Raw genomic sequence first — 23,955 nt, 5'->3', positions numbered from 1 at the left:
TTGATTACAATCGCACTCGCATCCATTCGTCAATTGGTTACCTCACCCCGCATTTATGCGAAAAAAGGTACTACGAGCAACAGCAGATCGCTTAAATTGTGTGTCTACTTTCTTGACAAAGGTACATGATCCGCGAAATTACCTGCATTTTTACGCTTAAATTGTTCAAACCCGCTTGTTTGGCAGTCTTTAAGCGCATTTTTGCGCATAAACTACTCAACCCGCCAGTTGATCCTCAAACCGGTATGTCGAGCAGCAGTCGCTTAATCTGAAACCATTGACTCGCCCCCGTTCCCCTATGCCTGCTTTCTTAAGCGTCTGCTTCTCCTGCCCGCTATCCCCTTCGCTCAGACGGAACGGGGTTTGTTCGCTCCGCACTTCCTTTCTGCCCGTTATCCCCTTGACTCAATCGCAAACATCCACAACTTTTATCCCCGTTCAAGAAAAGTCTCCCTACGATGCAGGGACACCATTCGGGTACACGTCAAACTCAATACATCCAAACGCCAACTTGAGCCAATGGGATAACCAGCAGAAGCGAACTACTGCCGACTATAGGCACACTCGCCGCCGCGCCAGCCAGCTTGAGCCAATGGGATAACCGGCAAACACGTCCTTCAATTGACCACTTGAGCACGACCTGGCATGGCATATCAGCGAACGAAGGCCGGTTCAGCCTTGTAATATCGATCGGGGCAGCTGCCGTCGCTTAACCTGACCACAGTGCCGCCGCCCCCTCGTCCGCCTCGATTACTCCGCGTCTCCACCGACGCGCACGACTGTGCGGCCGGTCGCTTCGCCTTGCAGCAGCCGCGCGGAAGCGTCGGCCGCTTCCGCCAGCGGCACTTCGCCGCTGACGATCGCGCCGAGCCGCTGCGGCTTCCATTCGCCGCCAAGCTTGCCCCAGAGCCGCTCGCGCACCGCCTTCGGGCAATAGACCGAGTCAATGCCCAGCAGATTGACGCCGCGCAGGATAAACGGCAGCACCGTCGTCTGAAGCTCCGCGCCGCCGGCCAGGCCGCAAGCGGCGACGCTTCCGCCGTACTTCGTCGCGGCAAGGATGCCGGCGAGCGTCCCGCCGCCGACCGAGTCGACCGCGCCGGCCCACAGCTGCCGCTCCAGCGGCTTGCGCTTCGCGCCGCCGTCTGCGGCCGGCTCGGCGCGGCCGACAATCCGCGCGGCGCCAAGCTGGCGCAAGTACGGGTGCGCCGCCGGTTTGCCGGACATGGCGACGACCGTGTAGCCGCGCTCCGCCAGCAGCGCCACCGCGAAGCTGCCGACGCCGCCGGTCGCGCCGGTGACGAGCACGTCGCCGCTGTCCGGGCGCAGGCCGGCCTGCTCGAGCCGCTCGATGGCGAGCGCCGCCGTGAAGCCGGCGGTGCCGATGCCCATCGCTTCGCGCAGCGACAACCCGTCCGGCAGCGGCACGAGCCAGTCGGCCGGCAAGCGGCAGTACGCGGCGAAGCCGCCGTAGTGGGCGGTGCCGAGGTCGTAGCCGGTGGCGAGCACGCGGTCGCCTTCGCGGAAGCGCGGATCGCCGGAGCGGGCGACGACGCCGGACAAGTCGATGCCCGGCACCATCGGCAGCTTGCGCAGCACGCCGCCGCCGCCCGGCGTCAACGCAAGCGCGTCTTTGTAGTTGATGCTGGAATAGGCGACGCGGACGAGCACGTCGCCGGCCGGCAAAGCGTCCTCGGCCAGCGTCGTCAAGCCGGCATCGCTGCCGTCGTTCGTTTCGCGGTGCACCCAGGCCGGAAAAACCATGCCCCGGGCCGATTCATTTTGGTCCATTTCGCTGTCTGCCTCCTTGTGAACGCGGATTTCTTCTATTGTGGCGATTCGGTTATCGCCATTATACCGCACATTGCCGCCCCCCGTTGAACCTCCGCCGCACATCGACTATCATCGAAGTAACAGGCCAGTTGGCGCCAAAGGGGACGAGCGGGATGGAACGCGAACCGTACGAGCGGGAACGCACGGTCAAAATCGGAGCCAAAACGACACGTACGGTCAGCCGTTTGCCGGAGGAGATCCGCTACGATTTGCCGTACCCGCACCGCTTCGAGCAACTGCTGTATCTCAGCAAATTTTGGAACGAGCGTTGGACGACGCCAACGCAGTACCACGATTTTTTTGAAATTTGTTATGTCTGCTCGGGCAGCGGCTGGTTCATTCTCGAAGGAAACCTGTTTCCGGTCGGGCCGGGCGACATCTTTTTCACCAAGCCGGGGGAGGTGCACAGCGGAGGGGCCGGTACGGACGGCACGTTCACCGTGTTTGCGGCCGGGTTCCGCCCGAACCGGATGAGCGAATTGGAGAACGGGCTGTACCGGATCGGCGGCAGCCGCGTCCGCCGCGACGCGGACGGCGCCGTGCGGGAGCAGTTCGAGCGACTGCTGGCGGAGCTCGAGGCGGACGAGCCGTATGGGTACGCGATCGCCGAGTCGTGCCTGCTGGCCATCGTTGCGCACATGCTGCGCTGCTACGAGAAAGGAGACGGCGTCGCCCGGGAAACGAGCCGCCTGTCGGCCGTCATCATCCAGGCGCTGACGCTGCTTCATGCCGAAGCCGGTTATGCGGGGCGCATCGACGAGCTTGCGCGGGCGGTCAATGTCAGCCGGGTGCACCTCGACCGCCAGTTTCGGCGGCAGATGGGCGTGTCGACCGGCGAATACGCACGCGGCGTCCTGCTGGAGCGGGCCAAAATGCGGCTGCGCCAAACCGACGAGCCGATCGCGGCGATCGCGAACCGGCTGTTGTTCGATTCGCCGCAGGCGTTCTGCCTGTTCGTTCGCCGGCATACCGGGCTGACGCCTTCGGCATTCCGCAGAAAGTTCGGTACGGAAGCAGGCCGGGCCGCAGACTGACGGACTGACTGACGGACGAACGAACGGGCCCCAACGATCGATGAGGATCAAAAATGTAACCTTTCGCATCAATTCGGCTACTGAATCGCCGGCTGCGCTTCCCTATAATGAGGGCAAACACGTTTTGCCACTTTACCGGAAGCGAGGTCGTTCGTCATGCCGCACTATTTCAGCTCCGAAGAAGCGCTGCGCAAGCTGAAGCTGTTTTATTCGCTCGAATTCGATTTGCTCCGCCATACGATCGGCTATTGTCCGCTGCTGCCGCGATATGCCGACAAGTGCCAGTTCGTTCGCCACGTCTACGAAGATTTGAAACGCACGCGCGCGCTGCGCGAGCGCATCCAGGATTTCGGCATCGCCCAGCCTGAGAAGCAGCTGCATGCCGGGTGGACCAATTTTGTACGACGACTGATGGGGGCGCAAGGCGCCGACCGCTTCATTCCGGCGCTGTACCGCGTCGTCAAAGCGGAGCAGGCCGCCGCGTACCGGCTGTATGCGCAGAGCACGCTGCGCCTGAACGACGCGCCTTCCGTCGAAGTGTTCGAGGATCATTTGTCGGCATTGGAGCGGCAGATCGCCTGGGGCAAACAATTTATCGAATGCGGTTCGATATCGGCCGAACGGGAGCGCGAAACGGAAGCGTTCGAGGAGGAATTGCGGGCGCATATGGCGCTGCTTGGCGGATTGTACGACGGAGCGGCGACGGAGGAGGCGCAGGAAACGATCGCCGAATATCCGGCTTATGCCGTGCCGGCCGAAATGCTGCTCGAGCCTGCCTTCGTCTGGCGCAGCGCGGAGCGTATCTACGATGTGGTCGCCGCAGCCGAAGAGGAGCACCCGGCGCATCACTCGTATGCCCATTTTACGGAACTGCCGATTATCGATCTGGTGGCGACGATCGTTTACGACGGCCGGCATATGCCGTTCGACTATATCGCCGATTTTGTCCGCCAGGCGTGGGACGAGGTGCGGCATTCGCAGATGGGCTTTTCGCGGCTGCGCTCGATGGGGATCGACCCGTACGCCGTGCCGATTCCGCTCGGCCACTACTCGTCCTACCTGGCGCAGCCGCTGCTGGAGCGGATTGCGGCGCTGACGCAGGTGGGCGAGGCGTGCTCCTTCGTGCCGAAGAAGAAATGGCAGCAGATGGCCCGCGACCACAACGACTTGCTGACCGCGCTCGAGCACGACTTCGACGTCGTCGACGAAAAAAATCACGTCAAATTCGGCACGAAATGGATGAAAGAACTGATGGCGAAACAAGCGGAAACGCGGCCGTTCGCCCAGGTCGTGCAGGATGCGGAGTGGGCGGTGCGGGACGCCGTCAACGAGCTGAAGAAGGAGAAAGGCGAGAAGTGGCAAGCCGACCTCGGCCCCAAATTTACCGGCTGCCAGGGCAGCGATACGCCGCTCAACCTGGCGCCGCCGATTATGTTCGCCTGACCGGCGGCAAATCGAAGCTTGTCCGGTTCGCGCGGGATATGCGACAATAGAGCGTGGAACGCGATAACCGGAATGGGGAACGGGAGCGGCAAAACGATGAAACGAGCGGTTTTTGTAATCGGGGACAGCATTTCCATTCAATACGGCCCGCATTTGCAGCGCATGCTGGAGGGCTTCTGCGACTACGACCGGAAGAGCGGCGAGGAAGAGGCGCTGCGCAATCTCGACAATCCGCTCGGCGCGAACGGCGGCGACAGCTCGATGGTGCTGGCGTATTTGCAGGCGCTGGAGGCGGGCGGCCGCAAGTTTGACGTGCTGATGGTCAATTGCGGTCTGCACGATATCAAAAAGCTGAGCGAATCCGACTCGGCGGAGCAACAAGTCCCGCCGGATCGTTACGCGGCGAATCTGCGCGAAATTGCGGCCATTGCCGGCCGCATCGCAAAGCGGCTTGTCTGGGTCAACACGACGCCGGTGGATTTTGAGCAGCATCGCAAACGGACGCAGCAGTTTTACCGCCGCAACGAGGATGTGCTGCGCTGCAACGAGACGGCCGAGGCGATTATGGCCGAACACGGCGCGCGCGTGTTCGATTTGTACCGCTTCACCGCCAATGTCGGCGGCGAACTGTATTGCGACCACGTGCACTTCCATGAGCGCGTGCGCGAGCTGCAGGCCGCTTTCCTGGCGGGCGCGTTGATCGCGGACCTGCAGCGGTAGCTACTGCTGCGGCCGCGTCGAGCGCAGCGGGACGAAGCCGAACTCCTCGCGCATGCGCCCACCCGCGTAAACCGGCTTCGTTTCGTTGCCGGGCTTCGCATAGTACGACAAGTCGTATTCGCCTGCCCGGTCGCCGAGCACGGCGGCGAGCATGTCCGCCGTCGGCGCGGCGCAGCAGGCATCCGGCCCGACGACGTTGCATATGCGCACGCCCGGCTTGTGCGGAGCCGCCAGTACGGCGGCAATCGCGCGCACGATGTCGGACACGTACACGCGGGCCAGCAGCACGAACGGGATCGACAGCGCCGTCCCCGGCACGATGACGGGCGGCGTCCAATCGTCGGCGACCACGGCGCCGAAGCGCAGGTTGACGAAGCTGGCGTCCGCGTGGACGCGGTGCAAATAACGCGTCAGCTCTTCCGCCTGCGCTTTGCTGAAGCCGTAGGCGTCGCGCGCGAGGCACGGATGGTCGTCCGCTATCGGCAGCGACAGCGGCGCAAACTCGCGCGACAAGCTGCCGACGGCGGCGATCGAGCTGGCGGCGACGAAGGTGCGGCAGCCGCGGTCGAGCAAGTAGCGGTATAGCCGCCGTGTGCCGATCACGTTCGTCGCGAGGCCGTCCTCTTCGCTGCAGCCGCCGGTGACGGCGGCCAGATGGACGACGGCGTCGATGTCATAGGCGTCGAGCTGCCGCAAATCCTCGAACCGGTCGAACGCGCCGCGCACCCATATGACTCCTTCGCTTCCGCTCTCCATAGCCGTCGACATCGCCCGCTCGGGCGCGGCGCTGCGCGCCAGGGCAACGACCCGATGACGCGTTTGCAGTTCCTCCGTCAGCTTCCTGCCGATAAAGCCGCTTGCTCCGGTAATCAAAATCGTCATGCCGGTTGCTCTCCTTTTTTTCTCGACAAGTCAATCAGTCGCTTTATCTGCATCTCACGACCAGCGGATCGCGATCCCGTTGTATTCGTTCCGCGCCGGCGTAAACAGCCGGCTGTACAGCGCCGCCGACTCCTGCCAGCCGACTTCGTGCGAGATGAGCGCAGCCATGTTCAGATCGCCGCGTTCAATCAGGCGGATGACGCCTTCGCGCACCGGCCTGTCGCCGATGAAGCACGGGAACACCGCGCGCAGCTGCTTGCCGTGCGGCGTCTGGTAGTGGAAGCTGGCGCGGTCCGGGTACCAGCCGAGGAACACGAACGTGCCTTTGCTCCGCGCCGCCGACATGGCGTCGTCCAGCAGCGCGCCGAAGCCGGTCGACTCGGCGACGATGTCGGCGCCGTCCGGGAACCGCCGCTTCAGCGCTTCCAGCGCCGATTCCGCCGCGCCGTCGATCGCCCAGTCGGCGCAGTAGGCGCTCGAACGCGCCAGCCGGTCGGCGGCGATATCCGAGGCAACCACGTAGGCGCCGCGCAGCCGGGCAAGCATCGCCGCGCATTGGCCGATCAGCCCTTGCCCGACGACGTACACGACGTCGCCGGCATTGACGCCGGCCAGGTTCCAGGCGTTGGCCGCCACGCTCGGCTGCACGAAGAACGAGCAGTCGCGCAGCGCGGTTTCGCCTGACAGCTTGTGAACGAGGTGGGCTTTGGTTTTGACGTACTCCGCATGCGCCCCGTTGCAGAAGACGGCGACAAAGTCGCCGGCCGCGAACCGATCGGCGGCGTTGCGGCCGACTTCCACAACCGTGCCCGTCGCCTGATAGCCGTTGACGAACGGCACGGGGCCGTAATCGTTGCGTTTGCCTTCCGCGATCCACATTTCGGTGCCGATGCTGACCCCCGAAAAGGCCGTGCGAATCACAATCGAGTCGTCGTCAGCGGTCGGCTTCGGCAATTCAATCAGCTCCGCCCGTTCCCCCAATTTCGTTACGGCGAGCGCATTCATTTTGTCGGACATATCGTTCCCGTTCCTTTCCTTCCCAAAGTAGCGGCCGGAACGCCTCATGCAGGCCGGTCGCGAGTTGCCTTCATCATAGCCTGCGGCAGCGGCGGCGGCGATGGCGATTGTTCCGGCCTTGATGGCAAAAGCAACGGAAGCGGGTGGTTTTCAGACACGCCCAAGCCTCGCGGATGTATGGTAAAATGATGGCGAACGCGCACACGGACAACACAAAGAAAGGATTCGCAAGCCATGACCGTATACCGGGGCGCAACGTTTTTTGGCGGGGCGGAGCCGTTCGCCATCATCCGCTTCGCCGAACCGGCCGAGCCGGACTGCGTGTACCATACGCACGATTTTGTGGAAATTTGTTACGTCGTCGAAGGAAGCGGCTACCACCTGGTGGAGGGCAATCGGTATCGCGTCGGCAAGGGAGATTTGTTCCTGATCAATTACGACATGCGCCATGCGTTTTATCGCGGGGAAGAGGACGGGGAGCTCGTGACAGTCAATGTGCTGTTCGAGCCGGGTTTTCTGGACGCGAGCCTGCTGGCGTTTCACGATTTCTCCAGCCTGGCGATGTCTTATTTGTTCCGCGGCGTATGGGACGACGAGCCGTTTCGCGCCGATCTGCATTTGAGCGGGAGCGAACGGCGCGATTTCGAAACGCTGCTGGATCGCATAATGCGGGAACACACGCTCCGTCCCCCGGGCTACCAGGCGGTTCTCCGGGCGCATCTGATCGAGCTGATCGTCAGCATCATGCGCGGTTTTCACGGCAGGAGCGCGGCGGAGCCCGAGCAGCGGCGCAAGGCGTCGGTCATCGATGCGGCGCTGCGGTATCTGGACGAGCATTACGGCGAGCCGATCCGGCTCGGCGAACTGGCGCAGAAGGCGTTTCTGAGCAAAAATTATTTTGCCGGCCTGTTCAAGGAAACGACGGGCATTTCCGTCTATCAATACGGCCAGCAGGTGCGGATCGAGCAGTCGTGCCGGCTGATGCGCGAAACGGACATGCCGCTGGCCGGCATCGCGCTTGAAGTCGGTTTCGCCGATTACAAGTCGTTCTACACGGCGTTCCGCAAGCAGAAAGGCGTGTCGCCGCAGGCGTACCGGGACGGCGAACGTCCCTGATGCAGGCCGCTCGACCATGGGAACCGCTATCCCTCCAACTTGTAAAAAGCTGCCGCATTGCCGCCGTACAAGGCGGCTTTTTCTTCGTCGCTCCAGCCGTCCAAGGTGCAGCTTTCGAGCAGCGCGACCACGTCGTCGTACGTGGCGGAGAACAGGCACACCGGCCAGTCGCTGCCGAACATGACGCGTCCCCGGCCGAACGTTTCGATAACCGCCCGCGCGTAAGGCGCGATGACGTCCGCCGACCACGGCGCGTCCAGTTGCTCCGGCACCATGCCCGACAGTTTGGCCATGACGTTCGGATACGCGGCGATCTCCTCCATGTGCGACCGCCACGGCTCCAGTTCGCCGGTCATTGCCGGCTTCGCCAAGTGGTTGACGACGGCGCGCAGGTTCGGCACTTGCCGCAGCAGCTCGACGATGTACGGCAGATGGCGCGGATTCGCCTGCAGATCGACCGGAAAGCCGGCATCGGCGAGCGCGGCGAGATGGCGCACGACTGCAGGAGCCAGCAGCCAGTCGGACGGCAAATCCTGGATCATCGGCCGCAGGCCGACGAGCTTCGGGTAGCGGCGCCGGCGCTCGCCCCACTTCGCGAGAAAATCGTCCGCCGTCAAATCGAGCCAGCCGACGACGCCGGCAACCGTTTCGTCCGCTGCGGCAATGCCGAGCATAAACTCGCTTTCCTCCCACGTCGGTGCCGCCTGAACGAGAACCGTGCGGTTAATACCGTGCCGGGCCAGATGGGGCTTCAGTTGCGCCGGCATGTAATCGGCGTAGATGCGGCCCAGCTCCGGCCGCAGCCAGCCGTAGTCGGTGCGCGAGGTGAGCCAGTAATGCTGGTGCGAATCGATTCGCATGGTGGGAAACCCTCCTCACAGGATTAAAGACTTGCGGGCTGTTGTTTGGCCGCTGCGGCGGCGCGAAACGCCTGCGGCGTGCAGCCGTACGCGCTGCGGAACACGCGGATGAAATGCGACGCGTCGTTGTAGCCGCATTCCGCGGCGACGATGTGCACCGGCAGCGCGGTGTCGCGCAGCAGGTTGCGGCCATGGTGCATGCGTTTCATCGCCACGAACTGGCGCAGCGTGTAGCCGGTATGGCGGTGGAACAACTGGCTGACGTAGTTCGGGTTCATGTGCACCTTGTGCGCCAGATCGGACAGCGACAGCGGCGATTGAAAGCCGGAGCCGACGTGCTGCAGCAGGTACACCACTTCCGGCGGCAAATGCGGCGACGCCGCAGGCTCGGCATGCCCGTCCGCGTTGGCGGCGGCGAAGCGGCGAAACAACGCCAGCAGCGCTTTCACATAACCGGAAACGGCGTGCTCGAAGCCGAGCGGCTTGCGCTCCAGCTCCTCATGGATGCTGCGATATAGGAAATCGGCGGTATCCCGTTCCGCCTTGGGCGCGATCATCGGCGCGCCGAAGCGGAAGCCGCCCTCCTCCTCCGGCAGCACGGCGGCTAGTCCCTCGCGGCGGAACCAGTCTTCGCGCAACAGCAGCACGTGGCGGCAAACCGGGTGCGCCGCGTCCGTCTGCAGCACCTTGTGCAGCATGCGCGGGCGGATCGGCATCAGCGTGCCGGCTTCGAGCGCGCACGCGTCGTTGCCGGCGATGTAGGTGCCGCAACCTTGCCACACGTAGTAAAATTCGTAGCCGTCGTGGGACTGAAAGTCGGGAAACGGCGCGACCGTATCCAGGCCGTAGTACAAGGCGACCGGAAATTCGGCGAACAGGCCGTCGATGGCTGCGCTCAGTTCGGCCGCAGTTTGAAAGGCGGTGCGTTGCATACGGCGTTACCTCCGTTTGCGGATGGGTGAATGATTGGATGGATGCGCGGGTGCGCCATGACAAACGAGGGCGGCTGCGCCCGTTCCCATTTTACCACATAAGGATGGATAAGTTCCCTTGCGAAGCTCCGACAAGAAATAAGCCATATTTGATGGCCAACAGCTGAAAATAATTCGATCAACTACCGAATAAACGACCATTTTGCGCCGATGTTCGCGATTACAATAGAATCATTCTCATGATCTGGTGGAGGGATTACCGTGGCGCAACGCAGGAGCGACTGGAGAAACATCGCAAACGGCTGGGACATTCCGAAGGAGCATTATTGCGACCAGCCCTATGTCGTCATTTCGCAGGAAAATACGTGGGTGTGCGTCATGACGACCGGGCGCGACGTCGAAGGCGAACCCGGGCAGCATATCGTCTCGACGATCAGCCGCGATCAGGGGCGCACCTGGTCGCCACTGACCGACATCGAACCGGCAAACGGGCCGGAGGCGTCCTGGGTCATGCCGCTGATCGTGCCGGGCGGCCGCATTTACGCGTTCTACACGTACAACGGCGACAACGTCCGCCAGATCACCGGCGGCCTGTTCGACGGCAAACCCGGCGAGCAGGTTATTACCCGCGTCGATACGATCGGCTGCATGGCGTTCAAATATTCCGACGATCACGGGCGCACCTGGTCGCAGGACCGCCACTATATTCCGGTTCGCAATTTTGCGATCGACGACCGGAACCGCCATGGCGGCAAGCTGCAATATTTCTGGGGCGTCGGCAAGCCGATCGTGCACGAAGGAGCCGCTTATATCGGCTTCGCCAAAGTCGGCGAATTCGGCGTCGGGTTCATGGCCGAATCGGAAGGCGCGTTCCTGAAGAGCGACAACATTCTCACCGAACGCGATCCTTCGCGCATCCGCTGGGAGACGCTGCCGGAAGGCAATGTCGGGCTGCGCGCGCCGCTCGGCAGCGTGGCGGACGAGCACAACCCGGTCGGCCTGAGCGACGGCAGCCTGTACTGCACGTACCGCACGGTGGCAGGCTCCAACTGCCACGCCTACAGCCGCGACGGCGGCCGGACGTGGACGCCGCCGGCTTTTGCGGTTTACGAGCCGGGCGGCCGGCGGATCAAACATCCGCGCGCCGCCAACTTCGTCAAGAAGTTCAGCAACGGCAACTATTTGCTGTGGTTCCACAATCACGGAACGGATTACACCGCGCAGCCGTACAAGGCGTACAACGACCGCAACCCGGCCTGGGTCAGCGGCGGCGTGGAGCGGGACGGCCACATCTACTGGTCGCAGCCGGAAATATTGCTGTACGACGACAATCCGGTCACGCGCATCAGCTACCCCGACTTCATCGAGCAGGACGGACGGTACTTCGTTACGGAAACGCAGAAGGAAATCGCACGCGTGCACGAAATCGACGCCACCTTGCTGGAAGGCATGTGGCGGCAGCGCGAATCGGCGCACGTTGCGGGCGAAGGGCTGCTGCTCGAGCTGAACGGCGGCGGCAGGGGCAAGCTGGCGGCGGCGCTTGGCGATTTGCGCGATGGCGGCGGCTTCACACTTGAAGCGTGGCTGCGCCCGTCATCGCTTGCGCCCGGCCGGGTGCTGCTGGAAACGACCGACGCGGCATCCGGGGCCGGCTTCCGGCTCGTGACGGCGGAGCGGGGCGCGCTGCGCGTCGAACTGAACGACGGCCGCACCGGCGCGTTCTGGGAAAGCGACGGCGGCCATCTGCGCGAAGGCGGCTTGCACCACGTCGCGGTAATGGTTGACGGCGGCCCGAAAACGATCGTGTTCGTCATCGACGGCGTGCTGTGCGACGGCGGCGAGCAGCGGGCGTTCGGCTGGGGCCGGTTCAACCCGCATCTGCGCGATGTGACGGGTTGCGGGGAAGTGACGGCCGGCGAAGAGGCGGCGGTCGTTCGCGTGTATGGGCGCGCGCTGCGCACGTCGGAAGCGGTAAGCCATTATCGGGCCGGACAGGAGGGATGAGCGCATGACAACGGACAACAAGCTTGTGCGGCGCTGGCGCGACAATAGTAAGCTCGGCATCAATCACCATCTGCTGTTTCCGGTTTCTTTCGATTCGGCGGACGTTCATCTGGCGACGCTGCCGGTGCCGCTCGGAATGGAGGTATTTTCCATCGTCGACTGCATGATCCCGGATGCGCGGCACGAAGAGAAGGCGGTTGCGCTCATTCGCGCCTCGGGCAAGGAAGCGATTTACAACTGCCCGCTGATGACGGGGCCGGGCCTGAACCCGCACGGGGCGGACGAAACGGCGCGCGCCCGCGCGGAAGCGGAAGTGCGCGGGCATATCGACCGCGCCAAACGGCTCGGCTCGCGTCGGATGGTCGTGGCGAGCGGCGTCGATCCGGGGCCGTCGCAACGAGCGGAGGAGACGGAACGATTCGTCTCCTACATGCAGCGGCTGTGCGCTTATGCCGGGCCGGAGCTGACGCTGATGATCGAACCGTTCGACCGCTCCATCGGCAAAAATCTGCTCATCGGCCCGACACGCGAAGCGGTATCGGTCGTGGAGGCGGTGAAGGCGGCCGGCTTCGCCAATGTCGGCATTCTGATGGACATGGGGCATGTGCCGCTGATGGAGGAAACGTTCCGCCACGCCGTCGCGACGGCCGGCAGCCATATCCGTCACGTGCACCTCGGCAGCTGCGTCAAACGCGATCCGGCGGACCCGCTCTACGGCGACATGCATCCGCCGTGGGGCTATCCGGGCGGGGAGAACGACGTGGCGGAAACGGTGGAGTTTTTGCGTTGCCTTGGCGAAAGCGGCTATTTCGACGGCGCGGAGCCGGCATCGTTGACGCTGGAAATGCGGCCGTATCCGGGCGTAAGCGAGCCGGACAGCGTGGCGGCAATGCTGCGCAAGCTGGACGAAGCATGGGAGGCGCTGGCGCGCGGGTGAGCCGGAGCGCAACTTGCGTTATTGCGTTCGAAAAAATGGAGGGGTGACGGCGATGAAATGGATGATTCGCGTCGATATGGAAGGGTTGACCGGCGTTGTCGACATGGCGCAAGTCGTGCCGGGAGCAAGCGAATTCGCGTTCGGCAAACAGATGCTGAAGCACGACTTGCTGGCCGTGATCGACGGTTTGCTGCAGCGGGAGGACGACCGGGTGGTGCTGTACGATATTCACTTCTACGGCCGCAACGTCGATTTCGACTGGCTCGATCCGCGCGTGAGCGCGATTTGCGGCAAGCCGAACTATACGCCGGCGAACGGCTCGTTCCTCGATGCGAGCTTCGACGGCGTCGTTCTGCTCGGCCTGCACGCCAAGGCGGAAACGCCTGGCGCGGTGCTGAACCACAATTACGAACACGATATTCGTTCGATTCACGTGAACGGGCTGTGCGTCGGCGAAATCGGCCTCGAAGCGCTGATGGCAGGCGAAGCGGGCGTGCCGCTTGTCCTCGTCACCGCCGACGACGAAGGCTGCCGCGAAACGGAAGCGCTGCTGCCCGGCACGCTGACCGCCTGCGTCAAGGAGTCGCGCGGCATTGCTGCGGCGCTGTGTTATTCGCCGGCCGTCACCGGCCCGCTGCTGACGAAGGCGGCTGCGGCTTGCGCCGATGCGGCGCGCCGGCTGCAGCCGTTCACCGTGGCCGGGCCGATCGAGCTGGCGCTGCGGTTCAAGCCCGGCGCGCTGCTCGACAAACTGCGCGGCACGATGGCGGCGCACATGGTAGGCGCGGACCGTTTCGTCATTCGCGGCGACAGCGTTATCGCAGCGTGGGAGCAGTATTTGATCGCAAAAGCGTAACCGCCTCGTCGAGCTGCCAATCTAGCGCGAGCGGATCGTAGGGCACCCATTTGTCGCCGATTCGCGCGACGCGCCCTTCCGCCGCCGGCAGCCCGCGCCAGACCGGCGATCCGCCAGCGCACCCGCTCGGGCGGCGCTAGCCGAGCGCGCGATAAATCGTATGCCCGATGTTACGGGCGCCATACACAAGCAGGCGGCTGCCGGTCAACTGAAAGATCGCAGCCGACTGTTCCTGACGCACGCGCGGCGCAAGACGGCCGCGCGTTTGCTCCGTTCTGGCGGCGAAGCGGGCAATCCACGCTTCCGCTTCTTCGCGGCGGTCGAATTGCGCCTTATTTTCCCGAAATGACCGAAACGGTACTACCGTCCTGATTCGTCACATAAACGCGATTGTTTCGTTCGTTGACGACGCCGGAAGAAGTGTCCCGTCCGACCCGCACGGTGGCGATGATCCGATTGTTCACGCCATCGATGACGACTACATGCCCAGCCGGCGCATCTTCTTCGGATGTGACGACGAATATCCGGTTCAACTTGCGGCTTACAATAGCAAGACGAGGCGATTCGCCGTCGACGACCGTCGCGATGACTTTGTTGGCGGCTCCGTTGATGACGGATACATTCCGGCTGCCGGTCGTGTCGTCCGGCGCGTAGATTCGGTTCGTGACGGGGTTGACGCCCATCGCGCCGACGGCGCCGACGCCCGAAATGACTTTGTGCAGCCGGTTTCGGCGTCCGTCGATGACGGCAACGGTGCCGCCGGCTGTCGAGGTTACGGCGTAGATCCGGTTCGTACGCAAGTTAATGGCCAGCGAGTCGGGCATTTTCCCGACGGTGATTGTTTTGATCACTTTATTCGTTCCCCCGCCAATGACGGACACCGTGATTTTACTGTCGCCACGACGCGATTGGAGGCGCTGTCGATGATCGATACGCTGCCGCTCCCGTTATTCGCCGCGTACAGTTTGTTCGTGCGCCGGTTTATCGCGATAAAGGACGGGTTCTTCCCTACCCGAATCGTTTTGATGACGCGAACGGTGCCGATAGCCGATCCCTTCCCGACGGTTGATGCTTTACCATATGCGGCGCGGCGGCAACGGTTATTTGTCCGATATATTTGGATGCTTCGTCTGCAAGTTGTTATCAAAAGATAATCGATGGCCACACATCGCTATATCGGCCTCACGATCCGATTGATACAATATGGCTGCATTCATTGTGTACAACGTATCCATGGCAAGGAGGGATAGCGGATCCGGCCGTTAGCGGGAACCCGACCATGTAGCAAGAAGCCGGCAAGACGTTTCCGCTCACTCTAGCCCGGACAACTAGAAGTCGCGCGCGCAAGTTGCATTTTGCGGGGGATTCCGGCAACCCGAACTTATTTGGAAAAGCGGCTGCCCCGCCGGTACGAATGTCCGAAAGGACTCATACGAACAGGAGGAGTTTTATGAGAAAGTATGTATCGTTGGTGCTGGCCAGCTGTGTCGCTTTTGCCGCTTGCTTCGGTACGATGCTTGTAACGGGAAGCCGGACGGCAAGCGCCACTCCGGTCAAAATCGCGCTGTCGCCGTCGATGGTGACGAATTTGTCCGTTGGCCACGGGGACCCGACTTTGCTGGTCGACGAGCAGTTGACCAAGGCCGGCGATCCCGCGGCAGGGAGCGGCGGCTTGCCGACTACCGGCTGGCATGCCGGATGGACCGGCAGCTACTATCCGCTTGAAGCCTACATCGACCTCGGCCAAACCTACGATTTGACCGACATTTATTTGTTCGATTCCAGCAGCAGCGGCAGCTTTACCGTTTCGGCGGGCACTCCGGGAAACTTCACGCCGCTGTTCGTCGATACGCTTGGCTTGTACAACAAGTGGAAGGCGCATCCCGTAACGGTTTCGACGCGTTATATCGGAGTCACGATGGGAACGATGAATTCGTGGATGAATGAAATCGTCGTTTACGGCACGCCGAGCGCCGGTCCGGACACGACGGCTCCGGCGGCGGTGGCGTTGTCCGCTCCGTCGTCGACGAGCAACTCGGTGACGCTGACGTGGACGGCGCCCGGCGATGACGGCAATACGGGAACGGCCGCCTCGTACGATGTGCGCTACAGCACGTCGCCGATCAACGACGGCAACTGGGCGAGCGCCGCGCTGGCAAGCGGCGAACCTACGCCTTCCGTCGCCGGCAGCGCGGAAACGATGACGGTCGCGGGACTGTCGGCAAGCACGACGTACTATTTTGCGCTGAAAACGGCGGATGAGGCGTCGAACGTATCGCCGCTGTCGACACCGTCGCTCAGCAAGGCGACGGCGGCAAGCGGTCCGGACACGACGGCTCCGGCGGCGGTAGCGTTGTCCGCTCCGTCGTCGACGAGCAACTCGGTGACGCTGACGTGGACGGCGCCCGGCGACGACGGCAATACGGGAACGGCAACCTCGTACGATGTGCGCTACAGCACGTCGCCGATCAACGACGGCAACTGGGCGAGCGCCGCGCTGGCAAGCGGCGAACCGACGCCTTCCGTCGCCGGCAGCGCCGAAACGATGACGGTTGCGGGGCTGTCGGCAAGCACGACGTACTATTTTGCGCTGAAAACGGCGGATGAGGCGTTGAATGTATCGCCGCTGTCGACACCGTCGCTCAGCAAGGCGACGGCGGCAAGCGGGACGGACACCGTTGCGCCGGCCGCCGTCGCGAATCTGCAGGTTGTTGCCGGCAGCACGTCGACGACCGCCAATTTGCAATGGACGGCGCCCGGCGACGACAACAACACGGGAACGGCAGCCTCATACGATGTGAGGTACAGGACGACGCCGTTTACGACAAGCAATTGGTCGTCCGCGAAGAAAGCGACGTTCCTTCCATCGCCGCAACCTGCCGGATCGGTCGAAACGATGACCGTTTACGGGCTGACGCCAAGCACGCTATACTATTTTGCGCTGACCGCAACTGACGAAGCCGGCAACGAATCGCCGCTGTCGACGGGCACGGTCAGTTATTCGACGCTTGCGCCGACATCGGGCACCGCGATCACGCTGTATCCCGGCATGGTGTTCAACGAACAGGGAAGAGGCGAAGCCGACATGCTGGTCGACGAACCGTCCGATCCGCGCGGCGGCACGCCGACGACGCCGATCTCGATCTGGAATTACGGCTCGAACAATTTTTATTATCCGATCTCGGTCATCATCGATCTTGGCATCCCGTATCAGCTGACGGACATTTACTACTACGACGGCGTCGGCAGCGGCGCGGACGGCGTCACCTTCTCGACCGGCTCGCCGGCCGGCTGGACCGATCAATTTACGGATAAGCTCGGGCAAACGAACAAATGGGTCGGGCATCCGTTCCAGGCGACAACCCGTTATGTGCGGCTCTACATGAACGAATGCTGCCAGAAAATCGGCGAAATCGCGCTTTACGGCACGCCGATCGGCACGCCTCCCGCCGCGCCGACGCCGACGCCGCATACGCTTCCGACGATGAACGAGCTGATGAGCGTCAACGCGCTGGTCGACGATCCGGCGGACAAAATGGCGGTCGTTCAGCATATTCGCGAGTACCACAACTGGGATTGGGACGAGGGCGATTACAATTTCGGCGGAAACGGCAATCCTGCCTCATATGCGGGGGCGTATCCGAACAATTTGAACAAATTCGCTCCAACGTATGCCAATTCCGGCGGCTGGAATTTCGACAGCTTCTATAATACGCTGCATAGCGGCGGATTTACCATTACGCCCGCCGTGCAGGCAAGCGTCAGCTGGCTGACGCCGAACCGCTGGGACAAACCGCTGTCGTCCGGCGACAGCGCAACCGACCCCGCTTCGTATGTCGAGCATGCGGACCACATGTTCCAATATGCCGCCAGATACGGCGATGCCTCCGTGGCGGACGGCAAGCTGAAGCTGGCAGCCGGCCAGCCGCGCAGCTCGGGGCTCGGCACGATCGATTATCTCGAAAACGCCAACGAGCCGGACAAATGGTGGCAGGGGCGTTCGGCCTATTTTACGCCGTACGAGTTCGCCGCGATGTCGAGTGCCGACTACGACGGGCATTTGGGCGCGATGGGCAACACGGTAGGGGTGAAAAACGCCGATGCCAGCTTGCAAATGGTAATGGGCGGACTTACGGAAGTTAGGCTGGATTATATCAAAGCGCTTAAATTTTGGGCCGATTATTACCGCGGCGGCAGCATTCCGTTCGACGTTATCAACGTGCACCATTACAGCAATGCCAATCCGGACAACAATACGGTCGGCATCAGTCCCGAGCAGGACAATTTCAAGGATAAAATGGAGAAGCTGGTCCAATATCGCGACATGTACATGCCGAATCAACCGGTGTGGCTGACCGAGTTCGGCTATGACACGCATCCGAGCTCCGTGCAGCGGGCGCCGGCAATCGGGACCAAATCGCAGGAGGATGTGCAGGCGGACTGGCTGGTACGATCGTATTTGGCGGCGGCGGCTTCCGGTCTGGATCGCGCTTATGCTTACTTCCTCCGGGACGCCAACCCCGGGAGCACCACAAAATACGACACGTCCGGGCTTGTCAAAGGGAAAGGCGACTGGACGCCGAAAGTATCGTGGTATTACATCTACACGCTTCGCAACACGCTCGGCAACATGCGTTATCTGGCGGAGCAAAGCTCGGGCACCGACAACTTGCTCATCTATAAATTCAAGAACGCAACCGGCAACGGCGGCGCTTACGCCGTCTGGCTTGGAACGAGCAACGGCGGCACGGTCGCCAATTACTCCTTGTCGCTATCCGGCAGTCCGACGAGCGCCACGAAAGTGACGATGGCCGCAGGCGATACCGACGGCGTTTCGACGCCGCTTGCGATCAGCGGCGGCACCGTTGCGGTGAGTGTCAGCGAAACGCCGATCTTCATCGTCGTCGACGATATGCCTTAAGGAGCGGGCTCGCTGGAAGCGCTCTCCTGGTTGTAATCAAAGTGTAATATTTTATTCATCTTCTCTTCATGTAGACGGGGTATTATGAAGTCAACCCCCCTTTTTGAATATATAATTTCTTGAACCCGCGGCGGAAGCCGGCGGGTTATTTTTTTGCCGCGCCACGCCTCCTAGCCGATTGGGACAGCGCTGCGGCCCGGTTGGCCACAGTTGCGATTGTTGCGATAGATCCCAGTTTCTGGTACACTGAATTGGAATAGCGAAGAACGCTCTCTTGTCACCGGTTTGCGGTGATGGAGGGCGTTTTTGTTTGTGTATGAGAAGATGTGATTGGAGGAGGAGCGGCATGAATTTCGAAGAGGCGCATGGCAACTGGCTGCAGGGACATCTTCTGCGACGAACGGGAGAGCGGCGGGGAAGACTGGAGCGAGGACACATCCACGGAGAACGGTTGTTTCTGCGCAACGTGTGGTGGCCGCTGGTCGGCCATTTCGATTGCTTGCATCCGGAGTACGAGGTGTTGGACTGGCGGGGGAAACCGTACTTCGTCGATTTGGCCTGGCTGCCCGGCCATATTAGGTTAGTGATCGAAATCAAAGGGTTCGGCCCGCATGTGCGCGATATGGATCGCAAGCGGTATTGCGAGGAAACGTGCCGCGAGGCGTTCATGCAAGGCATTGGCTACATTGTCGTGTCGTTTGCCTATGACGATGTGGCCGAGCGGCCGGAGCTGTGCATGACGCTGCTGCGGATGATTATGGGGCGGTTCGGGCATGGTGCTCCGGGGACTGCCGAGCAGCACCTGAATCGGCACGAGAAGGAGGCCATCCGTTTCGCCATTCGTCGTGCTGGCCCGATTCGTCCGCTCGATCTTGCGCAAGCGCTGGGGATAAACCATCGAACCGCAGTGAAGCTATTGCGTTCGCTGTCGAGCGAAGGCTGGTTCAAGCCGATGCGCAGCGGCGACAGTGAGCGCGTGTGTCGCTACGAGCTTGTCTTTGACAAAGCGAGCAAGTGTATGTGGTGACCATCGGTGCAGCAGCTGCGTAAATAAGTGCAACTTGGGCGGCAAATGCGGCGAGAGATGAAAAGTCGGCTGCTGAGTAGCCCAGGCAGCGGCAAATGTAAAAATGCACGTCATTTTTCGCTAAAACGGGGAGACGCCCTATTGAAATGCAAATATGCAGCTGAATTTCGCGTTTGGGGAAGAAGTGGAGGTGATGCAGGCAAATAAGATGCATTTGTGCATGCGAATCGATCCATATGATCGGAAACGCGAGAATCAAATGCATTTATGCATGTGAGCAGCGCTGCATTACGGCAAGGGCGGGGCTACGGCGCAATTTCGCCTCACCGCAAGCTGTCAGCTCCCGATTTTGCACGAATTCCGAAAAGGAGGCCTTTCCCATTCCACAAGAACCGTCGTATGGCATCCGCTGGCGTTCGCCGACGCGGAACGGCATTGGGCCAAGGAACTTTGTAACACAAACTTAATAGTGGCTTTATGTTCGTTTAATGTTGGGCGGGCATACTATAAGCAACCCCCCTTTTTGAATATAGCATGGCATCGACCCGCGGCGATCGGCTTGCGGGTCATTTTTTTGTGGTCTATCATAGGCAGTAGAACATATGACGATGGGGGAACGGACATGGGAAAAACGTTAGTTTTTGTCGGCTCTTACGCAGAGCAAACGACCAATGGGCTGTACGTATACGAGTTAAATGAAACGACGGGCGAGCTGAAGCTGCAAGACGAACTTGGCGGTTTGCAAAATCCGACGTTCCTGAACGTAGACGAATCGCGCGGGCTGCTGTACGTCGCGGCGGAGCAACTGTCGCCGCAAGGAGAGCGGATCGGTTCGGCGGCAACCTACGAAATCGACCCGGCGGCGGGCAAGCTGAAGCAGCTGGATCACGTGCCGACGATCGATACGACGACATGCCACATTCAACGCGACCGTACGGATCGCTTCCTTGTTGTGGTCAGCTACGGCGGCGGGCAAGTCGGGCTGCTGGCCATCGAAGCGGACGGCCGCGTCGGCAAACTGCTGGACAAGCATCGCCACGAAGGCTCGAGCGTGAACCCCGAGCGGCAGGAGAAGCCGCATCCGCATTCGGCTTTTTTCAGCCCGGACAATCGCTTCGTCTTCATCCCGGACCTTGGCCTGGACCGCATTGTCGCGTACGAGCTGGACACAGCCGGCGGAACGCTCGTCAGTAGCGGAGAAACGGTCGTTCATGCCGGCGCGGGACCGCGCCATATGGCGTTTCACCCGAATGGCGGCTACGCGTTCGTTATCAATGAGCTCGATTCCACGATCGAATCGTACCGGTACGATGCGCATACAGGCGCGATGCAGTCGCTGCAAGTCATTTCCACGCTGCCGGAAGCTTACGACGGCGAAAGCTGGTGCGCGGAAATCGCGCTATCTTCGGACGGCCGCTTCGTCTACGGCTCGAACCGCGGGCACGACAGCATCGCTGTCTTCTCGTTCGACGCGGGCAGCGCAACGTTGTCACCGGTCGAGTATGTGTCGACGGAAGGCGGGCATCCGCGGCATTTTGCCTTGACAGCGGACGGCCGGTTCCTGATCGCGGCCAACCGCGACGGGAACAACCTCGTCACATACCGCGTGGACGCGGCCAGCGGAAGGCTGACGCCGACCGGCCACCAGGCGAGCGCGTCCAAGCCGGTATGCGTCAAACCGGTGCGGTACGAGCTGTAGGCCGGACTTGCCAGCAAGCAGCAACGGCGATCATTCGAAAAAGGGGGCGGGAACATGAACAACAGCGGAAACAAGCCGGACGACGAAAAGAAACAAACGCCATCGGCGCGAACGGAGCGTAAAGCCGAGCACGCAGCCGATGCAGCCGGGCACACAACCGGGCAAGTAAAAGAGGCGCCGGTAACGTACGAGGCTTATTACAACATGCCGGATGACGGCAACCGGTACGAAGTGGCGGACGGCAAGCTGGAGCTGATGAGTCCCGGCCCTACGACGACACACCAACTGCTGGCCACGGAGTTATATAGCAGATTGCGTGACGATTGTCGGAATGAATACCTCATCATCGTATCGCCGATCGACGTCAAGCTGGCCGAAACGGAAGTGCGCCAGCCCGACATCGTGCTGATCCACCGCGATCGGATGGCGATCGTCGAAAAAAGGTGCATCAACGGTTCTCCGGATCTCGTGATCGAAATTACCGGCAAGTATTCCTACCGCCGCGACAAGCTCAAGAAAACAAAAGTATACGCCAATTACGGCGTGCCCGAATATTGGATCGTCGATCCCGACAACGCGACGCTGGAGCAATACGTGCTGCAAGCGGACGGCACCTATGTATTGGCCGACGTCTACAGCGAAGACGAAATCGTTCGTTCCGAGCGGCTTACCTGCGCCGCATTCAGCATGAACGAATTGATGCGCGGCATCCCCCAATTGCCGCAATAATTTCGAGTCGCCAGCAGGCGTTAATTAGAAATATGCTAGAATTAACCCATTTTCCCACGAAACAGGAGGTGAGCGGTCCATGCTGGCAGAAGCGCAGCAACTGCTGCAAACCTATTACGGTTATCCGGCTTTTCGCGAAGGGCAGCGCGGCATTATCGAGCGCATCCTGGAAGGCCAGGACGTGCTGGGCATTATGCCGACCGGCGGCGGCAAGTCGATTTGCTACCAAATTCCGGCACTGCTGATGCCAGGCGTAACCCTGGTCATATCGCCGCTGATTTCGCTGATGAAGGACCAGATCGATACGCTCGAGAGCATGGGCATCGCCGCCGCGGCCGTCAACAGCTCGCTGACGTACGCTCAGACGGAACAGCGGCTGCAGGACGCGGCGCGCGGCCGGATCAAGCTGCTGTACATCGCGCCGGAGCGGCTCGAATCGGAGCGGTTCCAGGCGCTGCTGCGCCGGTTGAACCTGTCCATGGTGGCCATCGACGAGGCGCACTGCATTTCGCAGTGGGGCCACGATTTTCGTCCGAGCTACCGGCTGATCGCCGAGCTGATCGAACAGCTTCCGAATCGGCCGCAGGTGACGGCCTTTACCGCAACGGCGACGCCGGAAGTAACCGACGATATCGTCGATTTTCTCGGCATCGAACGGCGCAATGTGTTTTTGAGCGGTTTCGACCGCGCCAATCTGTTTTTTAACGTCGTCAAGAATACGGACAAAACCGGCTACCTGCTCGACTATATTCGCACCCATGGCGACCAGTCGGGCATCGTTTATGCGGCCACCCGCAAGGAAGTCGACGGAATTTGCCAAACGCTGCTTCAAAACGGCATCGCCGCGGGTAAGTATCATGCAGGATTGACCGACGAAGAGCGCAACGGCGCGCAGGAACGGTTCCTTTACGACGACGTGCAGGTGATGGTGGCGAGCAACGCGTTCGGGATGGGCATCGACAAATCGAACGTCCGCTACGTCATCCATTACAATATGCCGAAAAATATGGAAGCCTATTACCAGGAAGCAGGACGCGCGGGGCGCGATGGGGAAGCGAGCGAATGCATCCTTCTGTACAGTGCGCAGGATATCGTCATCCAGAAGTTTCTGATCGAACAAGGCACAAGCGCGCCGGAACGCAAAAGCGCCGAATTCAAGAAGCTGCAGGGCATGATCGATTATTGCCACACGCCGCGCTGCCAGCGGGCGTATATTCTGCGCTACTTCGGCGAGACCGACCCGCCGGCATCCTGCGGCAACTGCGGCTATTGCTGCGACGACAGCGAACTGGTCGACGTCAGCACCGAGGCGCAGAAGGTGCTTTCTTGCGTCATGCGCATGCGCGAGCGGTTCGGCGTCACCCTGGTGACGCAGGTGCTGCGCGGCGCCAAGTCGCAGCGCGTGCAGGAGCTCGGCTTCGACGGGCTGCCGACGTACGGCTTGCTGCGCGACTATTCCGACAAGCGGGTGGCCGACCTCATCAACGCGCTGATCGCCGACGGCTATTTGACGCTTACCGAGGGGCAATATCCCGTCGTCAAGCTGCTTCCGGCGGCGGGGGCGGTGCTCAAAGGCACGGAGCGGGTGTGGCAGAAGGCGAGCCGCGAGGAAGAAGCGAATCGCGCCGGCGCCCGCGGCAAACGCGGCAAGTCGCGGTTCGGCGGCGCCTACGGCGCGAATCCGGTCGGCGCGGGCACCGGCGACGAGGCGCTGTTCGAGCGATTGCGCGAGCTGCGCAAGGCGATATCCGGCAAGGAGCGCGTACCGCCGTACGTCGTGTTCCCTGACAGCGCGCTGCGCGAAATGAGCGAATACAAGCCGCAATCCCGCGGCGACATGCTGCGCATCAAGGGCGTGGGCGAAACCAAATGCGACAAATACGGGGAAGCGTTCATCGACGCTATCGTGGCCTACGTCCGGAAGTAAAGCTTCCACGCCCGTACA

General features: G+C 61.7%; 21 protein-coding genes. 14 read left to right on the top strand and 7 right to left on the bottom strand.

Annotation, left to right across the window (positions count from 1 at the left end; translation table 11 throughout):
* Positions 1-750 precede the first annotated feature (750 nt).
* The gene (locus tag EXY20_RS30525) at positions 751-1,791 is read right to left on the bottom strand and encodes an oxidoreductase (protein WP_328592608.1); all 1,041 of its coding nucleotides are present in this window, start codon (positions 1,789-1,791) and stop codon (positions 751-753) included.
* 155 nt (positions 1,792-1,946) lie between these two features.
* Between EXY20_RS30525 and EXY20_RS30520 the strand changes: the two genes are divergently transcribed.
* The 3 genes from EXY20_RS30520 (at position 1,947) to EXY20_RS30510 (ending at position 5,030) form a co-directional block, all read left to right on the top strand.
* Positions 1,947-2,867, top strand: a complete 921-nt coding sequence (locus EXY20_RS30520) for a helix-turn-helix transcriptional regulator (protein ID WP_135556212.1) — start codon at positions 1,947-1,949, stop codon at positions 2,865-2,867.
* Between the two features lie 156 nt (positions 2,868-3,023).
* Positions 3,024-4,310, top strand: coding sequence for a DUF455 family protein (locus EXY20_RS30515; RefSeq protein WP_135556211.1), 1,287 nt, complete (start codon positions 3,024-3,026; stop codon positions 4,308-4,310).
* 96 nt (positions 4,311-4,406) lie between these two features.
* Entirely contained in the window at positions 4,407-5,030 is a 624-nt protein-coding gene (locus EXY20_RS30510; RefSeq protein ID WP_167859646.1) for an SGNH/GDSL hydrolase family protein, read from the top strand.
* On the opposite strand, the gene EXY20_RS30505 is transcribed toward EXY20_RS30510, so the two are convergent.
* Together EXY20_RS30505 and EXY20_RS30500 are read right to left on the bottom strand one after the other, a co-directional pair.
* Positions 5,031-5,912 (bottom strand): NAD-dependent epimerase/dehydratase family protein, encoded by an 882-nt coding sequence (locus tag EXY20_RS30505; protein ID WP_135556209.1) that lies wholly within the window; start codon positions 5,910-5,912, stop codon positions 5,031-5,033.
* A gap of 54 nt (positions 5,913-5,966) precedes the next feature.
* Entirely contained in the window at positions 5,967-6,929 is a 963-nt protein-coding gene (locus EXY20_RS30500; protein ID WP_167859645.1) for a zinc-dependent alcohol dehydrogenase, read from the bottom strand.
* Positions 6,930-7,163: 234 nt separating this feature from the next.
* Between EXY20_RS30500 and EXY20_RS30495 the strand changes: the two genes are divergently transcribed.
* Complete coding sequence (locus tag EXY20_RS30495; RefSeq protein WP_135556207.1) at positions 7,164-8,045, top strand: AraC family transcriptional regulator; 882 nt, start codon at positions 7,164-7,166, stop codon at positions 8,043-8,045.
* 26 nt (positions 8,046-8,071) lie between these two features.
* Here the strand turns inward: EXY20_RS30495 and EXY20_RS30490 are convergent, their stop codons facing one another.
* Positions 8,072-8,905 (bottom strand): amidohydrolase family protein, encoded by an 834-nt coding sequence (locus tag EXY20_RS30490; RefSeq protein ID WP_135556206.1) that lies wholly within the window; start codon positions 8,903-8,905, stop codon positions 8,072-8,074.
* A gap of 23 nt (positions 8,906-8,928) precedes the next feature.
* Complete coding sequence (locus EXY20_RS30485; RefSeq protein WP_135556205.1) at positions 8,929-9,837, bottom strand: AraC family transcriptional regulator; 909 nt, start codon at positions 9,835-9,837, stop codon at positions 8,929-8,931.
* Between the two features lie 261 nt (positions 9,838-10,098).
* On the opposite strand from EXY20_RS30485, the gene EXY20_RS30480 reads away from it, so the two are divergent.
* From EXY20_RS30480 to EXY20_RS30465, 4 genes are all read left to right on the top strand, one after another.
* Entirely contained in the window at positions 10,099-11,841 is a 1,743-nt protein-coding gene (locus EXY20_RS30480) for an exo-alpha-sialidase (protein WP_135556204.1), read from the top strand.
* Between the two features lie 4 nt (positions 11,842-11,845).
* Positions 11,846-12,778 (top strand): sugar phosphate isomerase/epimerase family protein, encoded by a 933-nt coding sequence (locus EXY20_RS30475; protein ID WP_135556203.1) that lies wholly within the window; start codon positions 11,846-11,848, stop codon positions 12,776-12,778.
* Between the two features lie 52 nt (positions 12,779-12,830).
* The gene (locus tag EXY20_RS30470; RefSeq protein WP_135556202.1) at positions 12,831-13,634 is read left to right on the top strand and encodes a M55 family metallopeptidase; all 804 of its coding nucleotides are present in this window, start codon (positions 12,831-12,833) and stop codon (positions 13,632-13,634) included.
* Between the two features lie 160 nt (positions 13,635-13,794).
* A complete protein-coding gene (locus EXY20_RS30465) occupies positions 13,795-13,983 on the top strand; it encodes a hypothetical protein (protein WP_135556201.1) in 189 nt (62 codons plus the stop codon).
* On the opposite strand, the gene EXY20_RS30460 is transcribed toward EXY20_RS30465, so the two are convergent.
* A complete protein-coding gene (locus EXY20_RS30460) occupies positions 13,967-14,485 on the bottom strand; it encodes a YncE family protein (protein ID WP_135556200.1) in 519 nt (172 codons plus the stop codon). The two genes, EXY20_RS30465 and EXY20_RS30460, sit on opposite strands and share 17 nt — an antisense overlap.
* Positions 14,482-14,598 carry a hypothetical protein gene (locus tag EXY20_RS40735; RefSeq protein ID WP_407944943.1) on the bottom strand — a complete coding sequence of 39 codons (117 nt, stop codon included), beginning with the start codon at positions 14,596-14,598 and terminating at the stop codon, positions 14,482-14,484. The genes EXY20_RS30460 and EXY20_RS40735 overlap by 4 nt, the downstream gene beginning before the upstream one ends.
* Here EXY20_RS40735 and EXY20_RS40140 point away from each other — a divergent pair.
* The 6 genes from EXY20_RS40140 to recQ all read left to right on the top strand — a co-directional run bounded on the left by EXY20_RS40140 (position 14,558) and on the right by recQ (position 23,937).
* Positions 14,558-14,788, top strand: coding sequence for a hypothetical protein (locus EXY20_RS40140; RefSeq protein WP_235886275.1), 231 nt, complete (start codon positions 14,558-14,560; stop codon positions 14,786-14,788). The genes EXY20_RS40735 and EXY20_RS40140 overlap by 41 nt on opposite strands.
* A gap of 296 nt (positions 14,789-15,084) precedes the next feature.
* Positions 15,085-18,555 (top strand): fibronectin type III domain-containing protein, encoded by a 3,471-nt coding sequence (locus EXY20_RS30450; protein WP_167859644.1) that lies wholly within the window; start codon positions 15,085-15,087, stop codon positions 18,553-18,555.
* Positions 18,556-18,901: 346 nt separating this feature from the next.
* The gene (locus tag EXY20_RS30445) at positions 18,902-19,582 is read left to right on the top strand and encodes a hypothetical protein (protein ID WP_135556197.1); all 681 of its coding nucleotides are present in this window, start codon (positions 18,902-18,904) and stop codon (positions 19,580-19,582) included.
* A gap of 622 nt (positions 19,583-20,204) precedes the next feature.
* Positions 20,205-21,281 carry a lactonase family protein gene (locus tag EXY20_RS30440; protein ID WP_135556196.1) on the top strand — a complete coding sequence of 359 codons (1,077 nt, stop codon included), beginning with the start codon at positions 20,205-20,207 and terminating at the stop codon, positions 21,279-21,281.
* A gap of 54 nt (positions 21,282-21,335) precedes the next feature.
* Positions 21,336-22,010 carry a Uma2 family endonuclease gene (locus tag EXY20_RS30435; RefSeq protein ID WP_135556195.1) on the top strand — a complete coding sequence of 225 codons (675 nt, stop codon included), beginning with the start codon at positions 21,336-21,338 and terminating at the stop codon, positions 22,008-22,010.
* A gap of 79 nt (positions 22,011-22,089) precedes the next feature.
* Positions 22,090-23,937: a DNA helicase RecQ gene (gene recQ / locus EXY20_RS30430; protein ID WP_135556194.1), complete on the top strand. Its 1,848-nt coding sequence runs from the start codon at positions 22,090-22,092 to the stop codon at positions 23,935-23,937.
* Positions 23,938-23,955 lie beyond the last annotated feature (18 nt).

This window comes from Paenibacillus cymbidii (genome assembly GCF_004764705.1).
GTDB classification, from domain to species: Bacteria; Bacillota; Bacilli; order Paenibacillales; family NBRC-103111; genus Paenibacillus_AN; species Paenibacillus_AN cymbidii.
Note: the sequence above shows the minus strand (reverse complement) of the source record. Positions and strands in the feature narration are given on the sequence as shown.

What these genes read in the sequence shown, in the direction of transcription:
- EXY20_RS30465 (WP_135556201.1), top strand. Translation starts at nt 13,795, where the DNA reads ATGCCCGATGTTACGGGCGCCATACACAAGCAGGCGGCTGCCGGTCAA.
- EXY20_RS30505 (WP_135556209.1), bottom strand. Translation starts at nt 5,912, where the DNA reads ATGACGATTTTGATTACCGGAGCAAGCGGCTTTATCGGCAGGAAGCTG.
- EXY20_RS30520 (WP_135556212.1), top strand. Translation starts at nt 1,947, where the DNA reads ATGGAACGCGAACCGTACGAGCGGGAACGCACGGTCAAAATCGGAGCC.
- EXY20_RS30500 (WP_167859645.1), bottom strand. Translation starts at nt 6,929, where the DNA reads ATGTCCGACAAAATGAATGCGCTCGCCGTAACGAAATTGGGGGAACGG.
- EXY20_RS30475 (WP_135556203.1), top strand. Translation starts at nt 11,846, where the DNA reads ATGACAACGGACAACAAGCTTGTGCGGCGCTGGCGCGACAATAGTAAG.
- recQ (WP_135556194.1), top strand. Translation starts at nt 22,090, where the DNA reads ATGCTGGCAGAAGCGCAGCAACTGCTGCAAACCTATTACGGTTATCCG.
- EXY20_RS30450 (WP_167859644.1), top strand. Translation starts at nt 15,085, where the DNA reads ATGAGAAAGTATGTATCGTTGGTGCTGGCCAGCTGTGTCGCTTTTGCC.
- EXY20_RS30525 (WP_328592608.1), bottom strand. Translation starts at nt 1,791, where the DNA reads ATGGACCAAAATGAATCGGCCCGGGGCATGGTTTTTCCGGCCTGGGTG.
- EXY20_RS30440 (WP_135556196.1), top strand. Translation starts at nt 20,205, where the DNA reads ATGGGAAAAACGTTAGTTTTTGTCGGCTCTTACGCAGAGCAAACGACC.
- EXY20_RS30510 (WP_167859646.1), top strand. Translation starts at nt 4,407, where the DNA reads ATGAAACGAGCGGTTTTTGTAATCGGGGACAGCATTTCCATTCAATAC.
- EXY20_RS30435 (WP_135556195.1), top strand. Translation starts at nt 21,336, where the DNA reads ATGAACAACAGCGGAAACAAGCCGGACGACGAAAAGAAACAAACGCCA.
- EXY20_RS30485 (WP_135556205.1), bottom strand. Translation starts at nt 9,837, where the DNA reads ATGCAACGCACCGCCTTTCAAACTGCGGCCGAACTGAGCGCAGCCATC.
- EXY20_RS30515 (WP_135556211.1), top strand. Translation starts at nt 3,024, where the DNA reads ATGCCGCACTATTTCAGCTCCGAAGAAGCGCTGCGCAAGCTGAAGCTG.
- EXY20_RS30445 (WP_135556197.1), top strand. Translation starts at nt 18,902, where the DNA reads ATGAATTTCGAAGAGGCGCATGGCAACTGGCTGCAGGGACATCTTCTG.
- EXY20_RS30470 (WP_135556202.1), top strand. Translation starts at nt 12,831, where the DNA reads ATGAAATGGATGATTCGCGTCGATATGGAAGGGTTGACCGGCGTTGTC.
- EXY20_RS30490 (WP_135556206.1), bottom strand. Translation starts at nt 8,905, where the DNA reads ATGCGAATCGATTCGCACCAGCATTACTGGCTCACCTCGCGCACCGAC.
- EXY20_RS40140 (WP_235886275.1), top strand. Translation starts at nt 14,558, where the DNA reads ATGATCGATACGCTGCCGCTCCCGTTATTCGCCGCGTACAGTTTGTTC.
- EXY20_RS30495 (WP_135556207.1), top strand. Translation starts at nt 7,164, where the DNA reads ATGACCGTATACCGGGGCGCAACGTTTTTTGGCGGGGCGGAGCCGTTC.